Consider the following 17081-nt stretch of genomic DNA (forward strand, 5'->3'; position numbering starts at 1 on the left):
TTTCCTGGATTGCTAATACCTAAAGATAATCAATCACAGAAAATCGGCAAAGCCCATATAACAAAAGAAGGTGCCTTTTTGAGACACCCTCTTTTAAGGTTTTAGGAATATAATTCTGAGCTAACCAGGGTGCTATATCGTTGCCAGATCCACTTTTTCGCGCAGGATCTGTTTGGCTTTCACCAGTTGGTTTTTGACCGTGTTTTTAGATATTCTTAAAAACTCCGCGATTTCCTGGTAGGATTTCCCTTCTTCAATATTCAGTTTCAAAATCTGCCGGCGTTTGATCGACAACGATTCGACAGCCGCCTGCACGACGGTCAGCCTCCGTTCAGATTCCTCCCTCTCCTCGTCACCGGCAGCGCGGATCGCTTCCAGGTAATGCTTACGCAGCTGCTCGCTCTTTTCCAGCTTTTTGAAATGGTCGAACGCCATATTGCGCAGGCAGGTAAACAGGTATGAATTAAAATTATAGTCCGGCTTAATCTGGGTGCGTCTTACCCAGATTTTGATAAACACGTCTTGAACCATGTTTTCAGCTTCTTCCTCGTCTTTGAGCAATGAAACCGTAAACCGCAGTGCAGGTGTTTTGTAGTGGTTATACAACTCCGCAAAGGCCGCTTCGTCGCCTTGCGTCACTCTGATCAGGGTATTTTCGTCGGGGTAGGCCACAGTCGTACAGTTTAGCTTATAGAAAAGGGGACTAGGTAAAAGATTTCTTTTATTAATTAAAAAACTTTTATTCTTGTTATCATCCTATTTATCAACCGGCATCAAATCACTATGTGGTAAGTCGGCAATTAATAGGGTATTAAAATAAAGTTGTTTTCAACATCGCACCGGCAGCGAAAAATTCTGCCTTTGAAACAATCTGCAATGTTTTCTTTTGAGTGGGTATTTGCAATTGATGGATAAATCTACGCCCCCGATCCTAAAATCTGAATCGCAAACTGCGTAAAAATATCTTCAATTTGCGCAGCGTTGTACGATTTAATCATAACATAATAGTAACTTATCATTTATTGCATATTTGCTCATTACCAGCCACTTCTTAGTGGAAAATAGTTGGAAGTAGCCTGCCGTTTTGCACCTGTGTTGGGAGTGCTGCATTTAACAATTTTATAACATTTGCGGCAAATCGCAGAACTGAAAATAGCCCTCCTTCCGGCATCGGCCGTATTACCAGAAACAGCTCGATACCCATATCCATTTTATCCTAAATCCGGACCAACTTTTGCTCATGGATCAAAGCCGCATCAATCAGATCTTGGAGAAAATCTCCACCGTTCGGGTCGCCGTGTATGGCGACTTTTGTCTCGACTCTTACTGGGTTATGGACGACCGCACTTCCGAAGTGTCCATCGAAACCGGTTTGCAGGCCCAGGCCGTTGCCCGCCATTACTATACGCCGGGAGGCGCGGGGAATGTAGTAGCCAACCTTGCCGCCCTGAAACCAGCCGGTATCAGGATCATCGGGGCCGTGGGCGACGATATGCAGGGGCGGGAACTGACGACACAGCTCCAGCGACTCGGTGCGGATACGAGCGCATTCATTATCCAGAAAGAGAATTTCAATACATACAGTTATCTCAAACGGCTCGTCGACGGGCAGGAAGAGCCCCGCATTGATTTTGGTGTATATAATGAAAGAAGCGTCGAAACCGATCGGCAACTCGTGGCCGCGCTTGAAAAGGCATTGCAGGAATGCGACGCATTGATTTTTAACCAGCAGGTGACCGGGAGCATTACCAACGCGTCGTTCATCGATGATGTGAATGCGCTTTTCAATAGGTATCCCGAAAAAATAGTAATCCTGGATTCGCGCCATTTCAACGACAGCTTCCGGAACACCTATCTGAAATGCAACGACCGCGAGATCGCTTCTTTGAACGGACTGCGTGTTGCACCCGAAGAAAATGTGCCGGTAAGCGATGTAAAAGTTTATGGCGCCGAAGTGTTCGCGCGGTACCACAAGCCGGTGTTCGTAACATGCGGCGAGCGCGGCATTATCGCATTCGACGAAGCCGGTTACCACGAGGTACCGGGCATTCAGCTGAAAGGCAAGCTCGATACCGTAGGTGCGGGCGACACGGCGATCAGCGCCATTACGCTTTGTCTGGCGGCAGGGCTTTCACCGGCCGAAGCAGCCTTGTTCGGCAACTTTGCGGCGGCTGTGACGGTACAAAAGTTATTTACAACGGGCACGGCAACCGGCGAGGAAATTGTGGTGGTGGCCAAAGACCCGGATTTCATTTACAATGCCGACCTCGCCGAAAACGAGTGGTCCCGGCGGACAGCCACCTATTATCCCGAAACCGAATTCGAGATCTGCGTACCGGAAATCCTCGACAAGCTCGGACATATACGCTATGCCGTTTTCGACCACGACGGCACGATCAGCTCGCTCCGGCAAGGTTGGGAGGAGATTATGGAACCCGTCATGATGAAATCCATTCTGGGCGAACATTACGACACGATCGATGCCGGAACATTCCACAAAGTACAGGCGGAATGCAAGGCCTTCATTCACAAAACCACCGGTATCCAGACCATTTATCAGATGGAAGGGCTCGTAAACCTTGTCCGCGAATTCGGATTTGTACCGGAAGATCAGATTCTAGATAAATTTCAGTACAAGGAAATTTACAACGACGGCCTTATGGAAATGGTAAACAAGCGGATAGAGAAGCTAGCCAAAGGCGAACTCGGCCAGGAAGATTATACATTAAAAGGCGCCGTTGAATTTCTCAAACAGCTCAAAGAACGCGGCGTAACGATGTACCTCGCCAGCGGTACCGATGCCGACGATGTGAAAAACGAAGCAGAGATGCTTGGTTACGCCGATCTATTCGACGGCGGCATTTACGGCGCGTTGCGCGATTATACCAAGTTCTCGAAGAAAATGGTGATCGAAAAAATCATCCGCGACAATAATCTGCAAGGAAAAGAACTGGCGGTATTCGGCGATGGGCCCGACGAAATCCGGGAAGGCCGGCGTGCGGGAGGTATTTCGGTGGGCATTACCAGCAATGAAGTGCAGCGCTTCGGGCATAATCCGGCCAAGCGCCCGCGGCTCGTACGTGCGGGTGCGCAGCTGCTCATCCCCGACTTTTCGCAGCACAAAAAACTGATCAGCCTGCTATTCCAGGAAAGCGAAAATTACGCGGAAGCCTGATGCGACCATTCGGAAAACGACTGACTGCCTGGCTGCTTTGCGGCTGCCTGCCGTTGCTCTGGAGCTGCCGGAATGATAACACTGTCGCTGACGAACCGCCCTTTTACCAGGATGCGGCTTTCGCACAGGATTATCATGAGGCCTGGCCGATGGAGGGCAACGACGTCAGGGCAATCCTCCCCGACCGCGATGGTAACGTATGGGCAGCCACGGCAAAGGGTGTTTTTCGAAAAATGAAGCATTCAGGTAACTGGGCACCAATGCTGGATAGTTATGCTAATGGACCATCGTTTGCACTGGCGCAGGATTCCGGCGGTGTAATATGGTTGGGTAACTGGAATGGGCTGTACCAATACCAAAATGGCACTATAACAAAGGCGAATGGACCGATTGGCCCCATTTCAGCGATTTGTACAAACGTCGGCATCGTCTATGCCATCGGCCCGAAAGGCTTTTGGATCGGTGATGCAAATGGTTTTACATTACAAAAAGCGTCCATAGCAAAGTCTGTGCGCGATGTGATCGGTGACGGGAAGGACGGCCTGTGGATAGCCTCCGACGTGGGACTTTACCATTGGACACCCTCGGATTTGGAACACACCTACAAAACCGACGCATTGATCGCGGCTTATATCAAAGGTTTGGCGTACAACCACGATGGAAAGCTCTGGATAGGCGGTTTGGGCGGGGTTACCATTCAAAATAATGGTAAAAAGGAATCGGAATTGCGGACTACCGACGGTATTCCTTCGACTTATGTGACGGCCGTGCGCCGCGCGCCCGACAGCACGATGTGGGTAGGTACGCAAACCGGCGTGGTGCGTTTTCGAAAAGACGGCAGCCGTTCATTTCTGTTTTCCAGAAGATGGCTCCTGGATGATCAGGTCAACGACATTGCTTTTGACCACCAAGGCAATGCATGGATAGCGACGCCGCAGGGTGTGAGCGCCATCAAAAAGCGGGACATGACACTGGCTTCGAAGAGCGCATTCTTTTACGATGTGCTCATGAAAAGGCACATCCGCGCGCCGTGGATCGCAGGACAGGCACATTTGCGCGTTCCCGGCGACACCACAAGCTGGGAGCCCGAGGACGATGACAATGACGGTGAATATACCGGCAACTATCTGGCCATGGAAAGCTTTCGCTATGCCGCTACCAAAGACCCGGTTGCGAAGGAGAATGCAAAAAAAGCATTCGGTTTCCTGAAAACGTTGCAGGAAGTGACAGGCACTAACGGCTTCTTCGCACCTACGATCATACCCGCGACGTGGACGCGCATGCACGACGGCAACCGCACGTACACGGAACGCGAGCGAGCGGACGAGCTCGTAAAAGAGCCTCGCTTCAAACCGGTGGAGACGCGCTGGCGGTTGTCGGGAGATAAAAAGTGGCTCTGGAAAGGCGATACGAGCAGCGATGAAATGTGCGGGCATATGTTTGGCTATTACTATTATTATACGCTTGCTGCAAATGCCGGAGAAAAGAAGGTAATCGCGGCGCATGTGGGTAAAATCGTCGATTACCTGATGCAGCATAACCTCAATTTTGCGGATGTGGATGGCAAGGCTACACGTTGGTCGGTATGGTCGCCGGACCAGCTGAATCGCGACCCGGAATGGCTGCCCGACCGCTCCCAGAATTCGATGGAAATGCTCGCATTCCTGAAACTGGCACATTTCATGACGGGTAATGCCAAATATCATAACGAATACCTGCGGCTGATCGAAAAGGAATATTATCTCGACAATATGAAGCAGGTGACGAAACAGAATCCGGCCTGGTTCATCTATTTCGATGTGGTACTGCAAGCATACCTCTACCCGATCCTGATCCATTGCGAGCAAGATCCGGAGCGTTTGAAATTTTACAAAAACCATCTCGAAGAATGGTTTACAAAGCGCAAAGCTGACCATAACCCGTTGATCAACTTTATTTACAATGAATGCCTGGGCAAAAAAGCGGAACTGAAAAACTCGGTGGATTTCCTCATCGACACGCCGCTGGATCTGATAGACTGGCCGATCGATCATCGGAAGCGGGAGGATATTCAAGTCGTGCGCACGCCGGTACTCGAAGACGAACAGGTAAGTGAATTGCAACCCGCCAGCATCCGGCTGACCGTCCGTTGGGATAAAAACCCCTGGACATTGGCCGGCGGCAACCCGGAAGTGGAACGCGAGCCGGTTTTCTGGCTGCTGCCTTACTGGATGGGCCGGTATTTGGGAATGATTTCAAAATAGAAACCAACATTCGATATGAAGACCTATCTTTTGTTCATCAACCTGCTATTACTGGTCATGCAAGAAACATCCGCACAACAGACCTACGCCGAAAAGCTCGGCTGGCCGAAAGGCGCGAAGGTCATCATATTCCACGTCGACGACGCCGGAATGTCGCATTACTCGAACGAGGGTGCGAAGAAGTCGATACAAAACGGCATTGCTACGTCGTGCAGCATTATGATGCCGTGCCCGTGGGCGGCCAGTTTTGCCAAATTCGCCGTCGCGAACCCCGGTATGGACGCCGGTTTGCATCTAACACTCACCTCGGAATGGCAGGATTATCGCTGGCCACCGCTAAACGGCATTGCACATTCCGAAGGGCTGGTGGACGACGAGGGTTGTATGTGGCACGAAGTGGAAGACGTGATCAAGCACGCGAGCCCGGATGTGGTAGAGCAGGAAATCCGCGCGCAACTGAGCCGGGCATTAAAACTCGGGCTGAAACCCACGCATATGGATTCGCATATGGGCACGCTGTTCGCGCATATTCCCTATTTGGAAAGGTATATCAAAGTGGGGGCAGAATTTGGCATTCCGGTGATGTTTCCCGGCGGGAATAATCAGCTTTTAAAGGAGTGTTTGAATAATCCATTGGTCAAAAAGCTCAAAGCTGAGGGCAAATGGAAGGACGGGATGGAACTGCCGGAGCCGGAGATCACGAAACGCTCGGCAGAATTCGGGCAGAAAATATGGGCGGCCGGCTTGCCCGTGCTCGACGACCTGCACACGATCAGCGGCGATTGGAAACCCGAAGGCAACGGCACAACCCCTGCACAATGGGGCAAATACAAGGCACAAAAGTTCATAGAAACGATCCGCAAAATGCAGCCTGGCGTGGCGATGATGATCGTCCATAGCAGCGACGTTACCGACGATTTCAAGTACATCAGCTCCTCAGGCGGGTCGCGCTACGCCGATATGCGCTCAATGCTCGATCCCGACCTGAAAAACTTCATCCAATCGGAAGGCATTATCCTCACCACCTGGAAGGAGATGATGGACAGAAGAAAAAAAGTTAAATAATCAACTCAATACAATGCAAAAGCACCTTTTACTATCCCTCCTATTACTGACGGGCGTAACCTTCACGCGTGCGCAGGTGCAGCCTGTGTACAAGGACAAGCCTTACTCTCAGGATTTCAGCATCAAATACTATGCTGATACCTCGCAGAGCCAGCTCAGGCAGGTTGCCGCCGACCGCAACGGCATTATTCAGATGCTCGCCAAAGAAGGACTACGGCACACTTCCCACGGGCAGTTTCTGTACCCCGGCAAGGTCGTTCCCGACCGGAACTACCGGTATATGAAGGACAAAAACATCACTGCCCTTATTGCTTACGAAAACCAGCTCGTTTACCTCACCGATCAGGTCGTGTTCAGCAATGCCTGGGCCGGGACGCTGTTTTCAAAACATAATCTTCCAAAAGCAAATCTGCTTGCGGGTGGTAAGGATTTTACATTCCTTGTTTCCGACGGTGCTTCGCTGGAATTGATCAAGGATTCAAAAAGCCTATGGAATGGTAAATTGCCCGACGATGCTGTGATAGGGCTGGCGTTTCAGGCCAATGCGAACCAGTTCTGGATTTTGGGAAATAAATCGGTTTACAAACTGGGCGTTCAGGACAAAAAACTGACCAAAGTGCTCAATGGCGCCGATTTTACGGCATTTGATATTGCTTCAAAAGAGAGCAAAATCATTGTCGGCACCACAGACGGCTATCTTTCTTTGGATATATCAACCGGCAAACAGACCGGCGGCATCAACCGCAAATTACCTGTGACCAAAATCACGACCGTCAAAGAAGTGAATGGCAAAGTATGGTTCGGCTCCGGGCAGGGTGCATTTGCATTGCGCGCCGATGGCAAGTTCGACTACTATTTCGGCGAACGCTGGCTGCCGGGTAATGCTGTTCTGGATATTGCAAAAGGCCCTAAAAACTCTGTATTGGTTTTGACTACCAAAGGTTTGGGTCAAATTGAGTTCAAGTCGATGACTTTGGAAGAGAAGGCTAAACTATTCGACCAGCAGGTACGCCTGCGCCACATCCGGAACGGCTTTAACTCACAACTGACCGGGCTGAATCATGGTGATTTGTCGACCGGCTACACGGAAGATTCGGATAATGACGGCCTTTGGACGTCGATGTACCTCGGCGGTCAGATTTTCCGGTATGCGGCAACCAAAGATCCCGAGGCATTGCAGAACTGTCGCGAATCGATGGACGCCATGGAGCGGCTGTATACCGTGAACCCGGTTGCAGGATTTCCGGCACGTTCATTTGAGCGTGCGGGGCATATCAATGAGCTGCATGACATCGAGCGCTGGCAGCATTCGCCCGAAAAAGAATGGGATTGGAAAGCAACCACCAGCAGCGACGAGATAATCGGCCATATTTTCGCTTTTGGTGCGGCGGCGGAGCTGATCGAAGACCCGAAAATCAAGAAGCAGGCCATTACGCTCATCGATACCGTCATGTCGCACATTTTGAAAAACAATATGTACCTCATCGACTACGACGGCAAGCCTACCATGTGGGGCAAATGGCATCCCGACTATGTGAACGCATTCCCCACAAACGTCGGCGACCGGAAGCTGAACTCTTCCAACATTGTGGCCATGTTGCAAACGGCTTATCATTTCACCAAAAAGGAGAAATACAAGGCAAAAGCATTTGAGCTGATGAACAAGCACGGCTATTTCGAGAATATGATGCGGCCTATGAGCATTATCGGCCGCGCGCCGGAAGATGCCGACGAGCATGCGAAACATATGTCTGACGGCTGGAACCATTCGGATGACGAAATGTATTTCCTCGGCTATTGGGGGCTATATCGCTATGCTTTCAATGATACGCTTAAAGCCGCCTACAAAAAGCAGATTATCGACCACTGGAAAGCGGAACGACCGGAGAAAGAAGGCGCCTGGAATATTTTCACCGCGGTAACTGGTACAAAAGACTTTGACCTGAACGAATCTGTCTGGTATTTGCAGGAACATCCGATGGACCTGATCGACTGGGTGATCAAGAACAGCCATCGTAAAGATATTGAATTACTGGAACCCAATTTCCGCAAACAGTCCACGAAGGAAGTGTTGCCACCGGATGAGCGCCCTATTCAACGCCACAACGGCAATATGTTTAGTCTCGACCGGAGCGGCGGCAACGGTTCGGGCGAGCATAGCGCCGGCGACATCTGGCTCCTGCCCTACTGGATGGGCCGCTACCTCGGCATTATCAGTGCCCCCAAAAAGTAGATTTGCCCATGAAACTTGTTTCTATCCCGGTTTTAACGTTTCTAACATTCGCAAGCATGCAATCCTGCCAGACCGACACCGCAGAAAAACAGATCACACACGACCTGACCTACCATCACGACCTTGACAACAACGACAACTTTTCGCCGGATGGAAAATGGCTCGTGTATGACACCAGGACCGACGAGGGCGGTATCGCTGAATCGGCGCGGATCGAGCGGGTGAACATTGAAACGGGAGAGAAACAAGTTCTTTTTGATATTAAAGATAATGCGGTTTGGGGGCCGGGCGCCGGTGCTGTGAGTTATAGTCCAAAGGAAAATGCCGTCGTATTCATCCACGGCCTGGGCAATAGCACCCCAAAAAACCCCTACCAGCAATGGCGCCGCACAGGTGTGATCATCCACGACGCACGCCCGAATACACCCGTATACATGGACGCGCGCGATGTAACGCCCCCGTACACACCCGGCGCATTGCGCGGAGGCACGCACCGGCACGAGTGGAGCGGCGACGGACAGTGGATCGGCTTCACGTACAATGACGCTATCCTGAAAGCGCTGGAAGATTCGACCGGCCAGAAGCGTAACCTCCGGACGATCGGTGTTTCCAAAAAGATCAAAGCGGTCAAAGTGGATGAAAATGCCGAGAATGTATCCGGTGAATGGTTCAGCGCATTGGTAGTAAGGGTTATACCAAATCCCAATCCGGGAAGCGACGAAATCAGCCATGCGGCAAGTGACAGCTGGGTAGGAACGAATGGTTACACGACTACAAAAGGTATCCGGCAAATCGCACGGGCATTTCTGGGTACTGTGAAGGATAAAAACGGCAACGACGTACCCGAAGTTTTCATCGTCGATATTCCCGATGACATAACCCAACCGGGCCCACTGGGGCCGCTGGAAGGTACCGATACCGATTTCCCGATGCCACCGAAAGGCACCATTCAGCGCCGTCTGACTTTTACGGCGAATACATCATATCCCGGTTGTGCAGGCATTGTACGTTCCTCGCCGGATGGCAGCCAGCTTGCATTTCTTGCGAAAGATGCGAAGGGTTTCAGCCAGATTTTCACCATTTCACCGAATGGAGGCAAGCCGCGTCAAATCACCGAATGCGCTTCCGACATTATCGGCAACCTCCGTTGGCATCCGGATGGGAAGCATGTTAGTTATGTTTATGAAGGCAGTATAATGCTTTGTGAGGTTGGCGACGCGCCGTTTAACGAAAGGATTCAGGTACTAACCGAACCGTCTGAATTCACCACTGGCAATCTGGTATGGTCACCGGATGGAAAGGTGTTGGCGTTTAACCGGCTGGTTAAGAATGAGGCTGGGAAGGGGGTGCAGCAGGTGTTTGTGTTAGGTTTTGAGAAGAATTAAAAAGAAGTCGCATCTAAAAAAGTACCTTTTTATAGATCGCCGAAATTGGGAGTTCTGTGTTGAAATAACTGAGTTTAATGACGTCCTCTAATTTATCATAACCTTCAACATACCAACGCTCACCGTCGCGAATGTAAACCTCTACGCTACATCTGACTTGCGCGACAATGAGATAATATTGGAGCGATTCAATACGAGAGTATTCGCGGAGCTTATCAAACTGGTCAACTTTTGCTGTACTCTCTGACAGAACCTCAACTATCAGAAGTGGAAGAGTGGTATATCGTATGGCATCGCCCTGCTCTTCACAAATAAGAAAATCAGGAATGCGGAATACTTTGCCTTCTTCCACACGAAGTTTTACAGCATTTTGGTATAATTCGTATTTCCCATCTTCTAAAACCTTGTCCAGGTAGCGATGAATATTCCCGGCAATCCGATTGGAAGTAGTTGTTTCTCCAGACATCTCGATGATTTCTCCGTTGACGAATTCGAACCGGCCTTCGTGGGTTTCACAAAAGGCGAAGTATTCTTCCAGCGAATAGAGTCTTTCAGCCACAGCTTCCATATTTCTGCTTTGTTTTCAAAAATAATGAATTACAGGAGAATGCGATTGGCAAACGTTGAATGTAATGCAATTTACGAATTCTACAACCGAATCGACGACCTTCTGATAATCAGTTCCGAGCGTAGGATGGTTGGTTCTGAATGATCTATAGACTTGGTACCATTTAATTGCCCGATCATTGTAGTCATGGCTGTCTTTCCCATCTGGTAGCCCGGGTAAAAAACAGTAGTGAGCTGAGGCGATACAACTTGCGAAACCGGGTCATTGTTGAAACCGACAATCGCTATATCGTCCGGAATGGCGTAACCTTTTTCTTTCAAAACTTGCATGCAAATCGCAGCGCAAAGGTCGTTGACGATGAACAGACCATCGGGCTTTTCTTCCATGTCGTCGATCTCCTCTGCGATTGCCTTACCAGCTTCCTGGCTTAGGTCGGTCGATAAAATCAGGCGATTATCCAACGGCAGGTTTCGTCCAGCTATCGCGCGTTTGAAGCCTTCCAGCCTGTCGGCGTACACATTTCTTCGCAGGTCGCCGGTAACGTGCATGATCCTCCGGCAGCCTTGATCCAGCAAATGGTATGTTGCGTCGTAACCGGCCTGCTCATTATCGATCACCACAGCGCCGCATTGCGGATGGTCCATAATACGATCGAAAAAGAGAACAGGGATATTGCGGTTAATGAATGTGTCGAAATGTTCGAACGAATCAGTGTCGTAAGCGACGGATACCAGCAGACCGTCCACGCGGCTGTTGAACATCGTTTTGGCATTAGCACGCTCTTTCTGCTCCGACTCCAACGATTGGCTGATCAGCAGATTATAGCCAAAATTATTAGCTACTTCCTCCATTCCGGCAAGTACCGTCGACATGAAATTACTATTCAGCCTCGGCACAATCACCCCGAGCGTATTAGTTTTCCTTGTCCGCAAATGGCTCGCAAATGTGTTGGAGCGATAACCGAGCTCAGCCGCCTTTTCCGCAATGAGCACCTTGGTTTTTGCGTTAATCGCTGGATGATCGTTCAATGCCCTGCTCACGGTCGCGGGCGATAATGCAAGTATTTTTGCGAGGTCGTAAATGGTAATTTCCTTTTCCATCATGATTTTTTTGTAGGGGATTCCAGGGGCATTTCCCGTCTATTGCTGAACAGAAACCTTTGCGGCTGAAATTTTACGGCAAGTTAATGCAATCGGTTACAATACAAGATTATATTTATATTTTTATAAAAAATTCGTTTAGCTATGATTCAAACTATGCGCTGGTTCGGCCCGAATGACCCCGTTTCGCTGATGGACATCCGTCAGGCGGGATGTTCCGGCGTCGTTACCGCGCTGCACCAGGTACCGGTTGGCGATGTATGGACAAGGGAGGCGATCCGGGAAAGGATCTCGATCGTCGAGGCGGGCAATGCGCGGCATACTTCATTGAAATGGCTGGTCGTGGAGAGCCTCCCGGTGCATGAGCATATTAAGAAAGGCCTGCCGTCTCGCGATCAATACATCGAAACCTACAAGGAATCATTGCGCAATCTGGCGGCGGAGGGAATTCGCACGGTATGTTACAACTTCATGCCTGTACTCGACTGGTCTCGCACCGATCTGACTTACACATTCCCTGAAGGCCACAAAACGCTACGGTTTGTATGGGAGGATTTTGCACTGTTCGACCTGTACATCCTCCAACGCCCGGGCGCCGAAGCGGATTACGACGAGCAGGTACGGGAATCGGCGAGACAGAAATTGCAGAACATGTCGCCGTCCGACATTCAAACACTCACCAATACGGTGTTGCTTGGCTTGCCAGGTTCCGAAGAGGCTTTTGAACTGGCTAATTTCCAGGAGCTGCTCAATGCATATAAGGCAATTGGCGACAAGGAATTGCGCGAAAACCTGTATTACTTCATCCGCCAGGTCGCGCCCGTGGCACAGGAACTGGGTATCAACCTCTGCATCCACCCCGATGACCCACCGAGGCCACTACTCGGGTTGCCGCGGGTCGTAAGCACCGAAGCCGACCTTACACAACTGATGAATGCGTGTGATATCAGGGCCAACGGTATCACTTTCTGCACCGGCTCGCTGGGTGTACGGGCCGATAATGATTTGCCTGGAATCATCCGGCGATTGGGCGACCGCATCCATTTCGTACACCTGAGAACTACCAAACGAGAAGCCGAAGACAACCGTAATTTCCACGAAGCACCGCATTTGAATGGCGATGTGGATATGTACGAGGTCGTGAAAGCATTGCATCAGGAAGAGCTGCGCCGGAATGCGGCACATTATACTGATAACCTGCTACCTATGCGCCCCGACCATGGTTTTCAAATGCTCGACGATCTGCACAAAAAGACCTATCCCGGCTATTCGATGATCGGTCGGCTCAAAGCGCTGGCGGAGCTGCGGGGGCTGGAAATGAGCATCGCGCGGTCGGTTCAGGAGTTTTAATCAAGATTTATAATTTTAAAAATAATGTCCACCAATATTCAAATCGAAACAACGCCATCCTTGAATGTCTTCTCTCTCGAAGGCAAAATTGCCCTCGTCACCGGCGGGGGAAGCGGCATCGGCTTTTACATTGCACAATGCCTCGCACAGGCGGGCGCGCAGCTCGTGATCACGGGCAGGCGCGAGCTTGTTTTGAAAGAAGCATTGCCGAAGCTAGGCGCGAATGCACGCTACTTTGTCAATGACATTACGGATCTCAAAACACTACCTGCATTGATCGAAGCCATCGAAAGCCAGGTTGGCGAAATTGATATTCTTGTCAATAATGCGGGTATTAACATGAAAAAACATGCCGTGGAAGTCACCGACGAGGATTTCGACCGCGTGATCCAGACCAACCTGCACGCCGTTTTCTCGATCACCCGTGAATGCGGCAAGCGCATGGTAGAACGCAAGCGCGGATCTATCCTGATGATCACTTCCATGGCCGCATTATACGGCATCGATCGCGTGGTCGCATATACCGCGTCAAAATCGGCCGTGGGCGGGATGGTGAAGGCATTGACTACTGAATTTTCGCCCTATAATGTCCGCGTAAACGCCATCGCACCGGGCTTTATCGAAACACCGATGATGCTCACCGCTATGAACGGCGACCCTTCACGCCGCGACAAGGCCATGGACCGCACGCCGATGGCTAGCTGGGGTAAGCCGGACGATATCGGCTGGGCGGCTGTATTCCTGAGCTCCGAGGCGGCGAAATTCATTACCGGCGTCTCGCTTCCTGTGGATGGCGGGAATTCAATAGGATTTTAATTAAACCTTTTCTTTAAGTACCAATGAAAAAACAAAACATCCTGACAACATGCCTGCTCTGCCTGCTATTTCTCGGGCTGGGGTGGCCGGTGAGCACACACGCGCAGAAAATTAAATGGAACAAGGTCAAAGTCCTGGTTTACACCAAAAACGGGAAGGGCTACGTGCACGACAACATTGCGAATTCCAAGGTAGCGATCCTCGCGCTCGGAAAACAGAATGGCTTTGCGGTAGATACGACTTCCGATCCTTCGAAGTTTACCGATGAAAACCTGAAACAATACGACTGCCTGGTTTTCTCGAACACCAACAACGACGTTTTCGACACCGATGCACAACGGGTTGCATTGATGCGGTACATTCAGGCCGGCGGCAACTTCGTGGGTCTTCATTCGGCTTCGGGTACTGAGCGCAAATGGCGCTGGTTCAAAGATTTGTTGGGAGGAACATTCTTCTGGCACGAGCCGGGGCAAAGCTTTTCGGTAAAGATTCTCGATCCTAAAAACCCATCGCTGGCGCATTTGGGCAAAACCTGGCCGCGGCAGATCGATGAATTTTACTTTATCAAAGAACTGGGCGTTAACCTGAATGTACTGGCTGTCAACGACCACTCTACCATTCAAAAACCTGCCGGAAAAGCGCTGGATACTTTTGGTGACGTGTTCCCGTCGGTTTGGTGGCATGAATACGACGGCGGGCGTTCCTTCTATACTTCATTGGGACATCAGAAGGAGGATTACGAAAAGGAAGACCTGCGCAAGCACATCCTCGGCGCCATTGAATGGGCTATCGGGCCACAGAAACCGCGGAATTACAGCAAGGCTTACGCGACGAGCCCACAAGATGTGGTGCGCAGTACTATTCCTGCGCTCTCGAAATAATCACGAACATAACAGTCATCAATCCTAAATCTGCATACAAAATGAAAGATCAAAAGGAGCAAAATCAGGACAGAAGGTCATTCCTGAAAGCCACCGCAAAGGGTACGGCGGGCATTATCGCGGCATCGATGTTCCCGACTATCGTGCCGTCGACCGTGTTCGGCAAGAATGCGCCGAGTAACAAGATCAATATCGGGCAGATCGGTTTCGGTCGCATCGGTTCCACGCACGACTTGCCGGAAGTGATCAAAAACGAAGCCGCCCACGTAATCGCCGTGGCCGATCTCGACAAAAACCGTCTGGCCAAAGGCAAGGAATGGATCGAGCGGAAATATGTCGAACGCACCGGCAAAGAGAAATACCTGGAAGTTAAAACCTACGACGATTACCACGAAATACTGGGCCGCAAGGACATCGACGCGGTGATCATCAGTACACCCGACCACTGGCATGCACAACCTGCCATGGAAGCGGCCGTCGCGGGCAAGCACATTTATATGCAAAAACCCACTTCGCTGACGATCCGGGAAGGCCGCCAGATGGCCGATATGATCAAGAAGAAAGGGGTTATCTTCCAACTGGGGAGTCAGCAGCGGTCGGTGAACCCATGGCCGCAATTCAAACGTACCTGCGAACTGGTGCGTAATGGCCGCATTGGAAAATTGAAAAAAGTATACGTGGGCCTTCCGGGTGATCCCGCGGGTGGAAGTACGTCGCAAATGCCGGTTCCGTCCAACCTGAACTACGATATGTGGCTCGGCTCGACGCCGGAAATCTTTTACACACTGGACCGCGTGCATTCGCAAACGGACATTAACGACCGTCCGGGATGGCTGCGTCTTGAACAATTCGGAGCAGGTATGATCACCGGCTGGGGCTCTCACCACATTGATATCGCGCATTGGGGCATGGATACCGAGCTCACCGGCCCGATCGAGATCGAAGGTAAGGCTACATTCCCTGCCAAAGGTTCCGGCCTTTGGGATGTGCACGGCGACTTCCTGGTGAATGCATTGTATGAAAATGGTGTGGTAATGGAAATCGGCGGTACCAATCCGAATGGCGTCAAATTCGAGGGAACTGATGGCTGGATCTTCGTTTCACGCGGAAATGTGGGTGTTACCGCCTCCGACCCCGTTGCGGCCCAGAGTGCCAAGGAAAATAAGGCATTCTACGCCAGCGATCCTAAAATCCTCGGCTCGGTGATCGGAGAAAAAGAAATCCACCTGTACGAAAGCCCCGAGCAGCACCAGAACTGGATCGAAAGCATCCAGAGCGGCAAGCAGACTATCAGCCACGCCGAAATCGCGCATCGCTCGTGTACTGCGTGCCTCCTCGCGCACACGGCCATGAAGCTCGGCCGTAAAGTGAAGTGGGATCCTAAAAAGGAACAATTCATTAATGATAAGGAAGCGACTGCTTTGCTTTCGCGGCCGCAACGCGGGAAGTATGGGACGAATAATGTGAAGGGTTAACCCTTTGAAATATCCTGCCTGGCATTGACCGGTCAGGATATTTTTTTAACTTAGAAGTTTCCAAATTTAGAAACACACATTATCTTTAAATTTGCCAAATGCACTATTTCAACACACTGATTTTGGAAGAAGCTAAGCGGTTTCTTCTGACACTTGATACGCATACTAAGGAAAAGGTGCTTTACAACATCAAACTGGCGGCACAAACCAATGATCCGAGACTTCTTAAAAAGGTGCATCAACATGTCTGGGAGTTTCGCACCAAATACGGTGGCCGAGAAATCCGGCTTCTGGCTTTTTGGGACAAAACCCGGGCCGAAAATACACTAGTAGTAGCTACTCATGGTTTTATTAAAAAATCATGGAAGATTCCGCCTGCCGAAATTCAGCGTGCCTTAAAAATCAGGAATTATTACTTCGATAAAAACCATTAAACATATGAAAAAGGAAGCAATGAAAGTCTACACGTTGGAAGAGCTGATTGACGAAAATGTAGGGGAAAGAGGCACCCCGCGACGTGACGCTTTTGAGCATCGTTTGAGCATGGACTTACTGGGGCGAATGATCCGCACGGTAAGAAAAGAGCGTAATCTCACGCAAGAGCAGCTGGGCGAGCTCGTGGGGGTTCAAAAAGCGCAGATCTCCAAATTGGAAAATGGCAGCAATAGTGCCACCATCGATACAATCCTGAAAGTTTTTCGGGCTTTGAAAGCCGATGTACAGTTTAATATTACGGTCGACGATCGTAGCATATCCATTCCAAGTGCGAGGGGTTCGATCTAATTCATAA

Annotated in this window: 14 protein-coding genes; 11 read left to right on the forward strand and 3 right to left on the reverse strand. The window is 50.3% G+C overall.

Features of this window, described 5'->3' with window-relative positions; genetic code table 11:
* Positions 1-132: 132 nt before the first annotated feature.
* Positions 133-672 carry an RNA polymerase sigma factor gene (locus BMW93_RS10020; RefSeq protein ID WP_090375108.1) on the reverse strand — a complete coding sequence of 180 codons (540 nt, stop codon included), beginning with the start codon at positions 670-672 and terminating at the stop codon, positions 133-135.
* Between the two features lie 568 nt (positions 673-1240).
* Between BMW93_RS10020 and BMW93_RS10025 the strand changes: the two genes are divergently transcribed.
* The 5 genes from BMW93_RS10025 to BMW93_RS10045 are packed head-to-tail and all read left to right on the forward strand — an operon-like array spanning position 1241 to position 10101.
* Positions 1241-3175, forward strand: a complete 1935-nt coding sequence (locus BMW93_RS10025; RefSeq protein ID WP_090375109.1) for a PfkB family carbohydrate kinase — start codon at positions 1241-1243, stop codon at positions 3173-3175.
* Complete coding sequence (locus BMW93_RS10030) at positions 3175-5418, forward strand: two-component regulator propeller domain-containing protein (RefSeq protein WP_090375110.1); 2244 nt, start codon at positions 3175-3177, stop codon at positions 5416-5418. The genes BMW93_RS10025 and BMW93_RS10030 overlap by 1 nt, the downstream gene beginning before the upstream one ends.
* Before the next feature lie 15 nt (positions 5419-5433).
* On the forward strand, positions 5434-6483 hold the full coding sequence (locus BMW93_RS10035) for a polysaccharide deacetylase family protein (RefSeq protein WP_090375111.1): 1050 nt from the start codon (positions 5434-5436) through the stop codon (positions 6481-6483).
* A 13-nt stretch (positions 6484-6496) separates the two neighbouring features.
* The gene (locus BMW93_RS10040) at positions 6497-8716 is read left to right on the forward strand and encodes a hypothetical protein (protein WP_090375112.1); all 2220 of its coding nucleotides are present in this window, start codon (positions 6497-6499) and stop codon (positions 8714-8716) included.
* A gap of 8 nt (positions 8717-8724) precedes the next feature.
* The gene (locus BMW93_RS10045) at positions 8725-10101 is read left to right on the forward strand and encodes a DUF3748 domain-containing protein (RefSeq protein WP_229240325.1); all 1377 of its coding nucleotides are present in this window, start codon (positions 8725-8727) and stop codon (positions 10099-10101) included.
* A gap of 13 nt (positions 10102-10114) precedes the next feature.
* On the opposite strand, the gene BMW93_RS10050 is transcribed toward BMW93_RS10045, so the two are convergent.
* The gene (locus tag BMW93_RS10050) at positions 10115-10669 is read right to left on the reverse strand and encodes a Uma2 family endonuclease (protein ID WP_090375113.1); all 555 of its coding nucleotides are present in this window, start codon (positions 10667-10669) and stop codon (positions 10115-10117) included.
* 80 nt (positions 10670-10749) lie between these two features.
* Positions 10750-11769, reverse strand: coding sequence for a LacI family DNA-binding transcriptional regulator (locus BMW93_RS10055; protein ID WP_177194078.1), 1020 nt, complete (start codon positions 11767-11769; stop codon positions 10750-10752).
* Between the two features lie 144 nt (positions 11770-11913).
* Between BMW93_RS10055 and uxuA the strand changes: the two genes are divergently transcribed.
* From uxuA to BMW93_RS10085, 6 genes are all read left to right on the forward strand, one after another.
* Positions 11914-13119, forward strand: a complete 1206-nt coding sequence (gene uxuA, locus BMW93_RS10060; protein WP_090375115.1) for a mannonate dehydratase — start codon at positions 11914-11916, stop codon at positions 13117-13119.
* 24 nt (positions 13120-13143) lie between these two features.
* Positions 13144-13935, forward strand: coding sequence for an SDR family NAD(P)-dependent oxidoreductase (locus tag BMW93_RS10065; protein WP_177194059.1), 792 nt, complete (start codon positions 13144-13146; stop codon positions 13933-13935).
* 23 nt (positions 13936-13958) lie between these two features.
* A complete protein-coding gene (locus tag BMW93_RS10070; RefSeq protein WP_090375116.1) occupies positions 13959-14816 on the forward strand; it encodes a ThuA domain-containing protein in 858 nt (285 codons plus the stop codon).
* Positions 14817-14857: 41 nt separating this feature from the next.
* Positions 14858-16291 carry a Gfo/Idh/MocA family protein gene (locus BMW93_RS10075; protein ID WP_090375117.1) on the forward strand — a complete coding sequence of 478 codons (1434 nt, stop codon included), beginning with the start codon at positions 14858-14860 and terminating at the stop codon, positions 16289-16291.
* A gap of 122 nt (positions 16292-16413) precedes the next feature.
* Positions 16414-16725, forward strand: coding sequence for a type II toxin-antitoxin system RelE/ParE family toxin (locus BMW93_RS10080; RefSeq protein ID WP_229240326.1), 312 nt, complete (start codon positions 16414-16416; stop codon positions 16723-16725).
* A gap of 4 nt (positions 16726-16729) precedes the next feature.
* Positions 16730-17074, forward strand: a complete 345-nt coding sequence (locus BMW93_RS10085; protein WP_177194060.1) for a helix-turn-helix domain-containing protein — start codon at positions 16730-16732, stop codon at positions 17072-17074.
* Positions 17075-17081: the final 7 nt, after the last annotated feature.

Source organism: Dyadobacter sp. SG02 (genome assembly GCF_900109045.1).
Taxonomy (GTDB): Bacteria; Bacteroidota; Bacteroidia; order Cytophagales; family Spirosomataceae; genus Dyadobacter.

Excerpts from the sequence above, each read along its gene's own strand:
- BMW93_RS10025 (WP_090375109.1), top strand. The coding sequence starts at position 1,241 with ATGGATCAAAGCCGCATCAATCAGATCTTGGAGAAAATCTCCACCGTT.
- BMW93_RS10050 (WP_090375113.1), bottom strand. The coding sequence starts at position 10,669 with ATGGAAGCTGTGGCTGAAAGACTCTATTCGCTGGAAGAATACTTCGCC.
- BMW93_RS10055 (WP_177194078.1), bottom strand. The coding sequence starts at position 11,769 with ATGGAAAAGGAAATTACCATTTACGACCTCGCAAAAATACTTGCATTA.
- BMW93_RS10085 (WP_177194060.1), top strand. The coding sequence starts at position 16,730 with ATGAAAAAGGAAGCAATGAAAGTCTACACGTTGGAAGAGCTGATTGAC.
- BMW93_RS10045 (WP_229240325.1), top strand. The coding sequence starts at position 8,725 with ATGAAACTTGTTTCTATCCCGGTTTTAACGTTTCTAACATTCGCAAGC.
- BMW93_RS10065 (WP_177194059.1), top strand. The coding sequence starts at position 13,144 with ATGTCCACCAATATTCAAATCGAAACAACGCCATCCTTGAATGTCTTC.
- BMW93_RS10035 (WP_090375111.1), top strand. The coding sequence starts at position 5,434 with ATGAAGACCTATCTTTTGTTCATCAACCTGCTATTACTGGTCATGCAA.
- uxuA (WP_090375115.1), top strand. The coding sequence starts at position 11,914 with ATGATTCAAACTATGCGCTGGTTCGGCCCGAATGACCCCGTTTCGCTG.
- BMW93_RS10030 (WP_090375110.1), top strand. The coding sequence starts at position 3,175 with ATGCGACCATTCGGAAAACGACTGACTGCCTGGCTGCTTTGCGGCTGC.
- BMW93_RS10075 (WP_090375117.1), top strand. The coding sequence starts at position 14,858 with ATGAAAGATCAAAAGGAGCAAAATCAGGACAGAAGGTCATTCCTGAAA.
- BMW93_RS10070 (WP_090375116.1), top strand. The coding sequence starts at position 13,959 with ATGAAAAAACAAAACATCCTGACAACATGCCTGCTCTGCCTGCTATTT.
- BMW93_RS10040 (WP_090375112.1), top strand. The coding sequence starts at position 6,497 with ATGCAAAAGCACCTTTTACTATCCCTCCTATTACTGACGGGCGTAACC.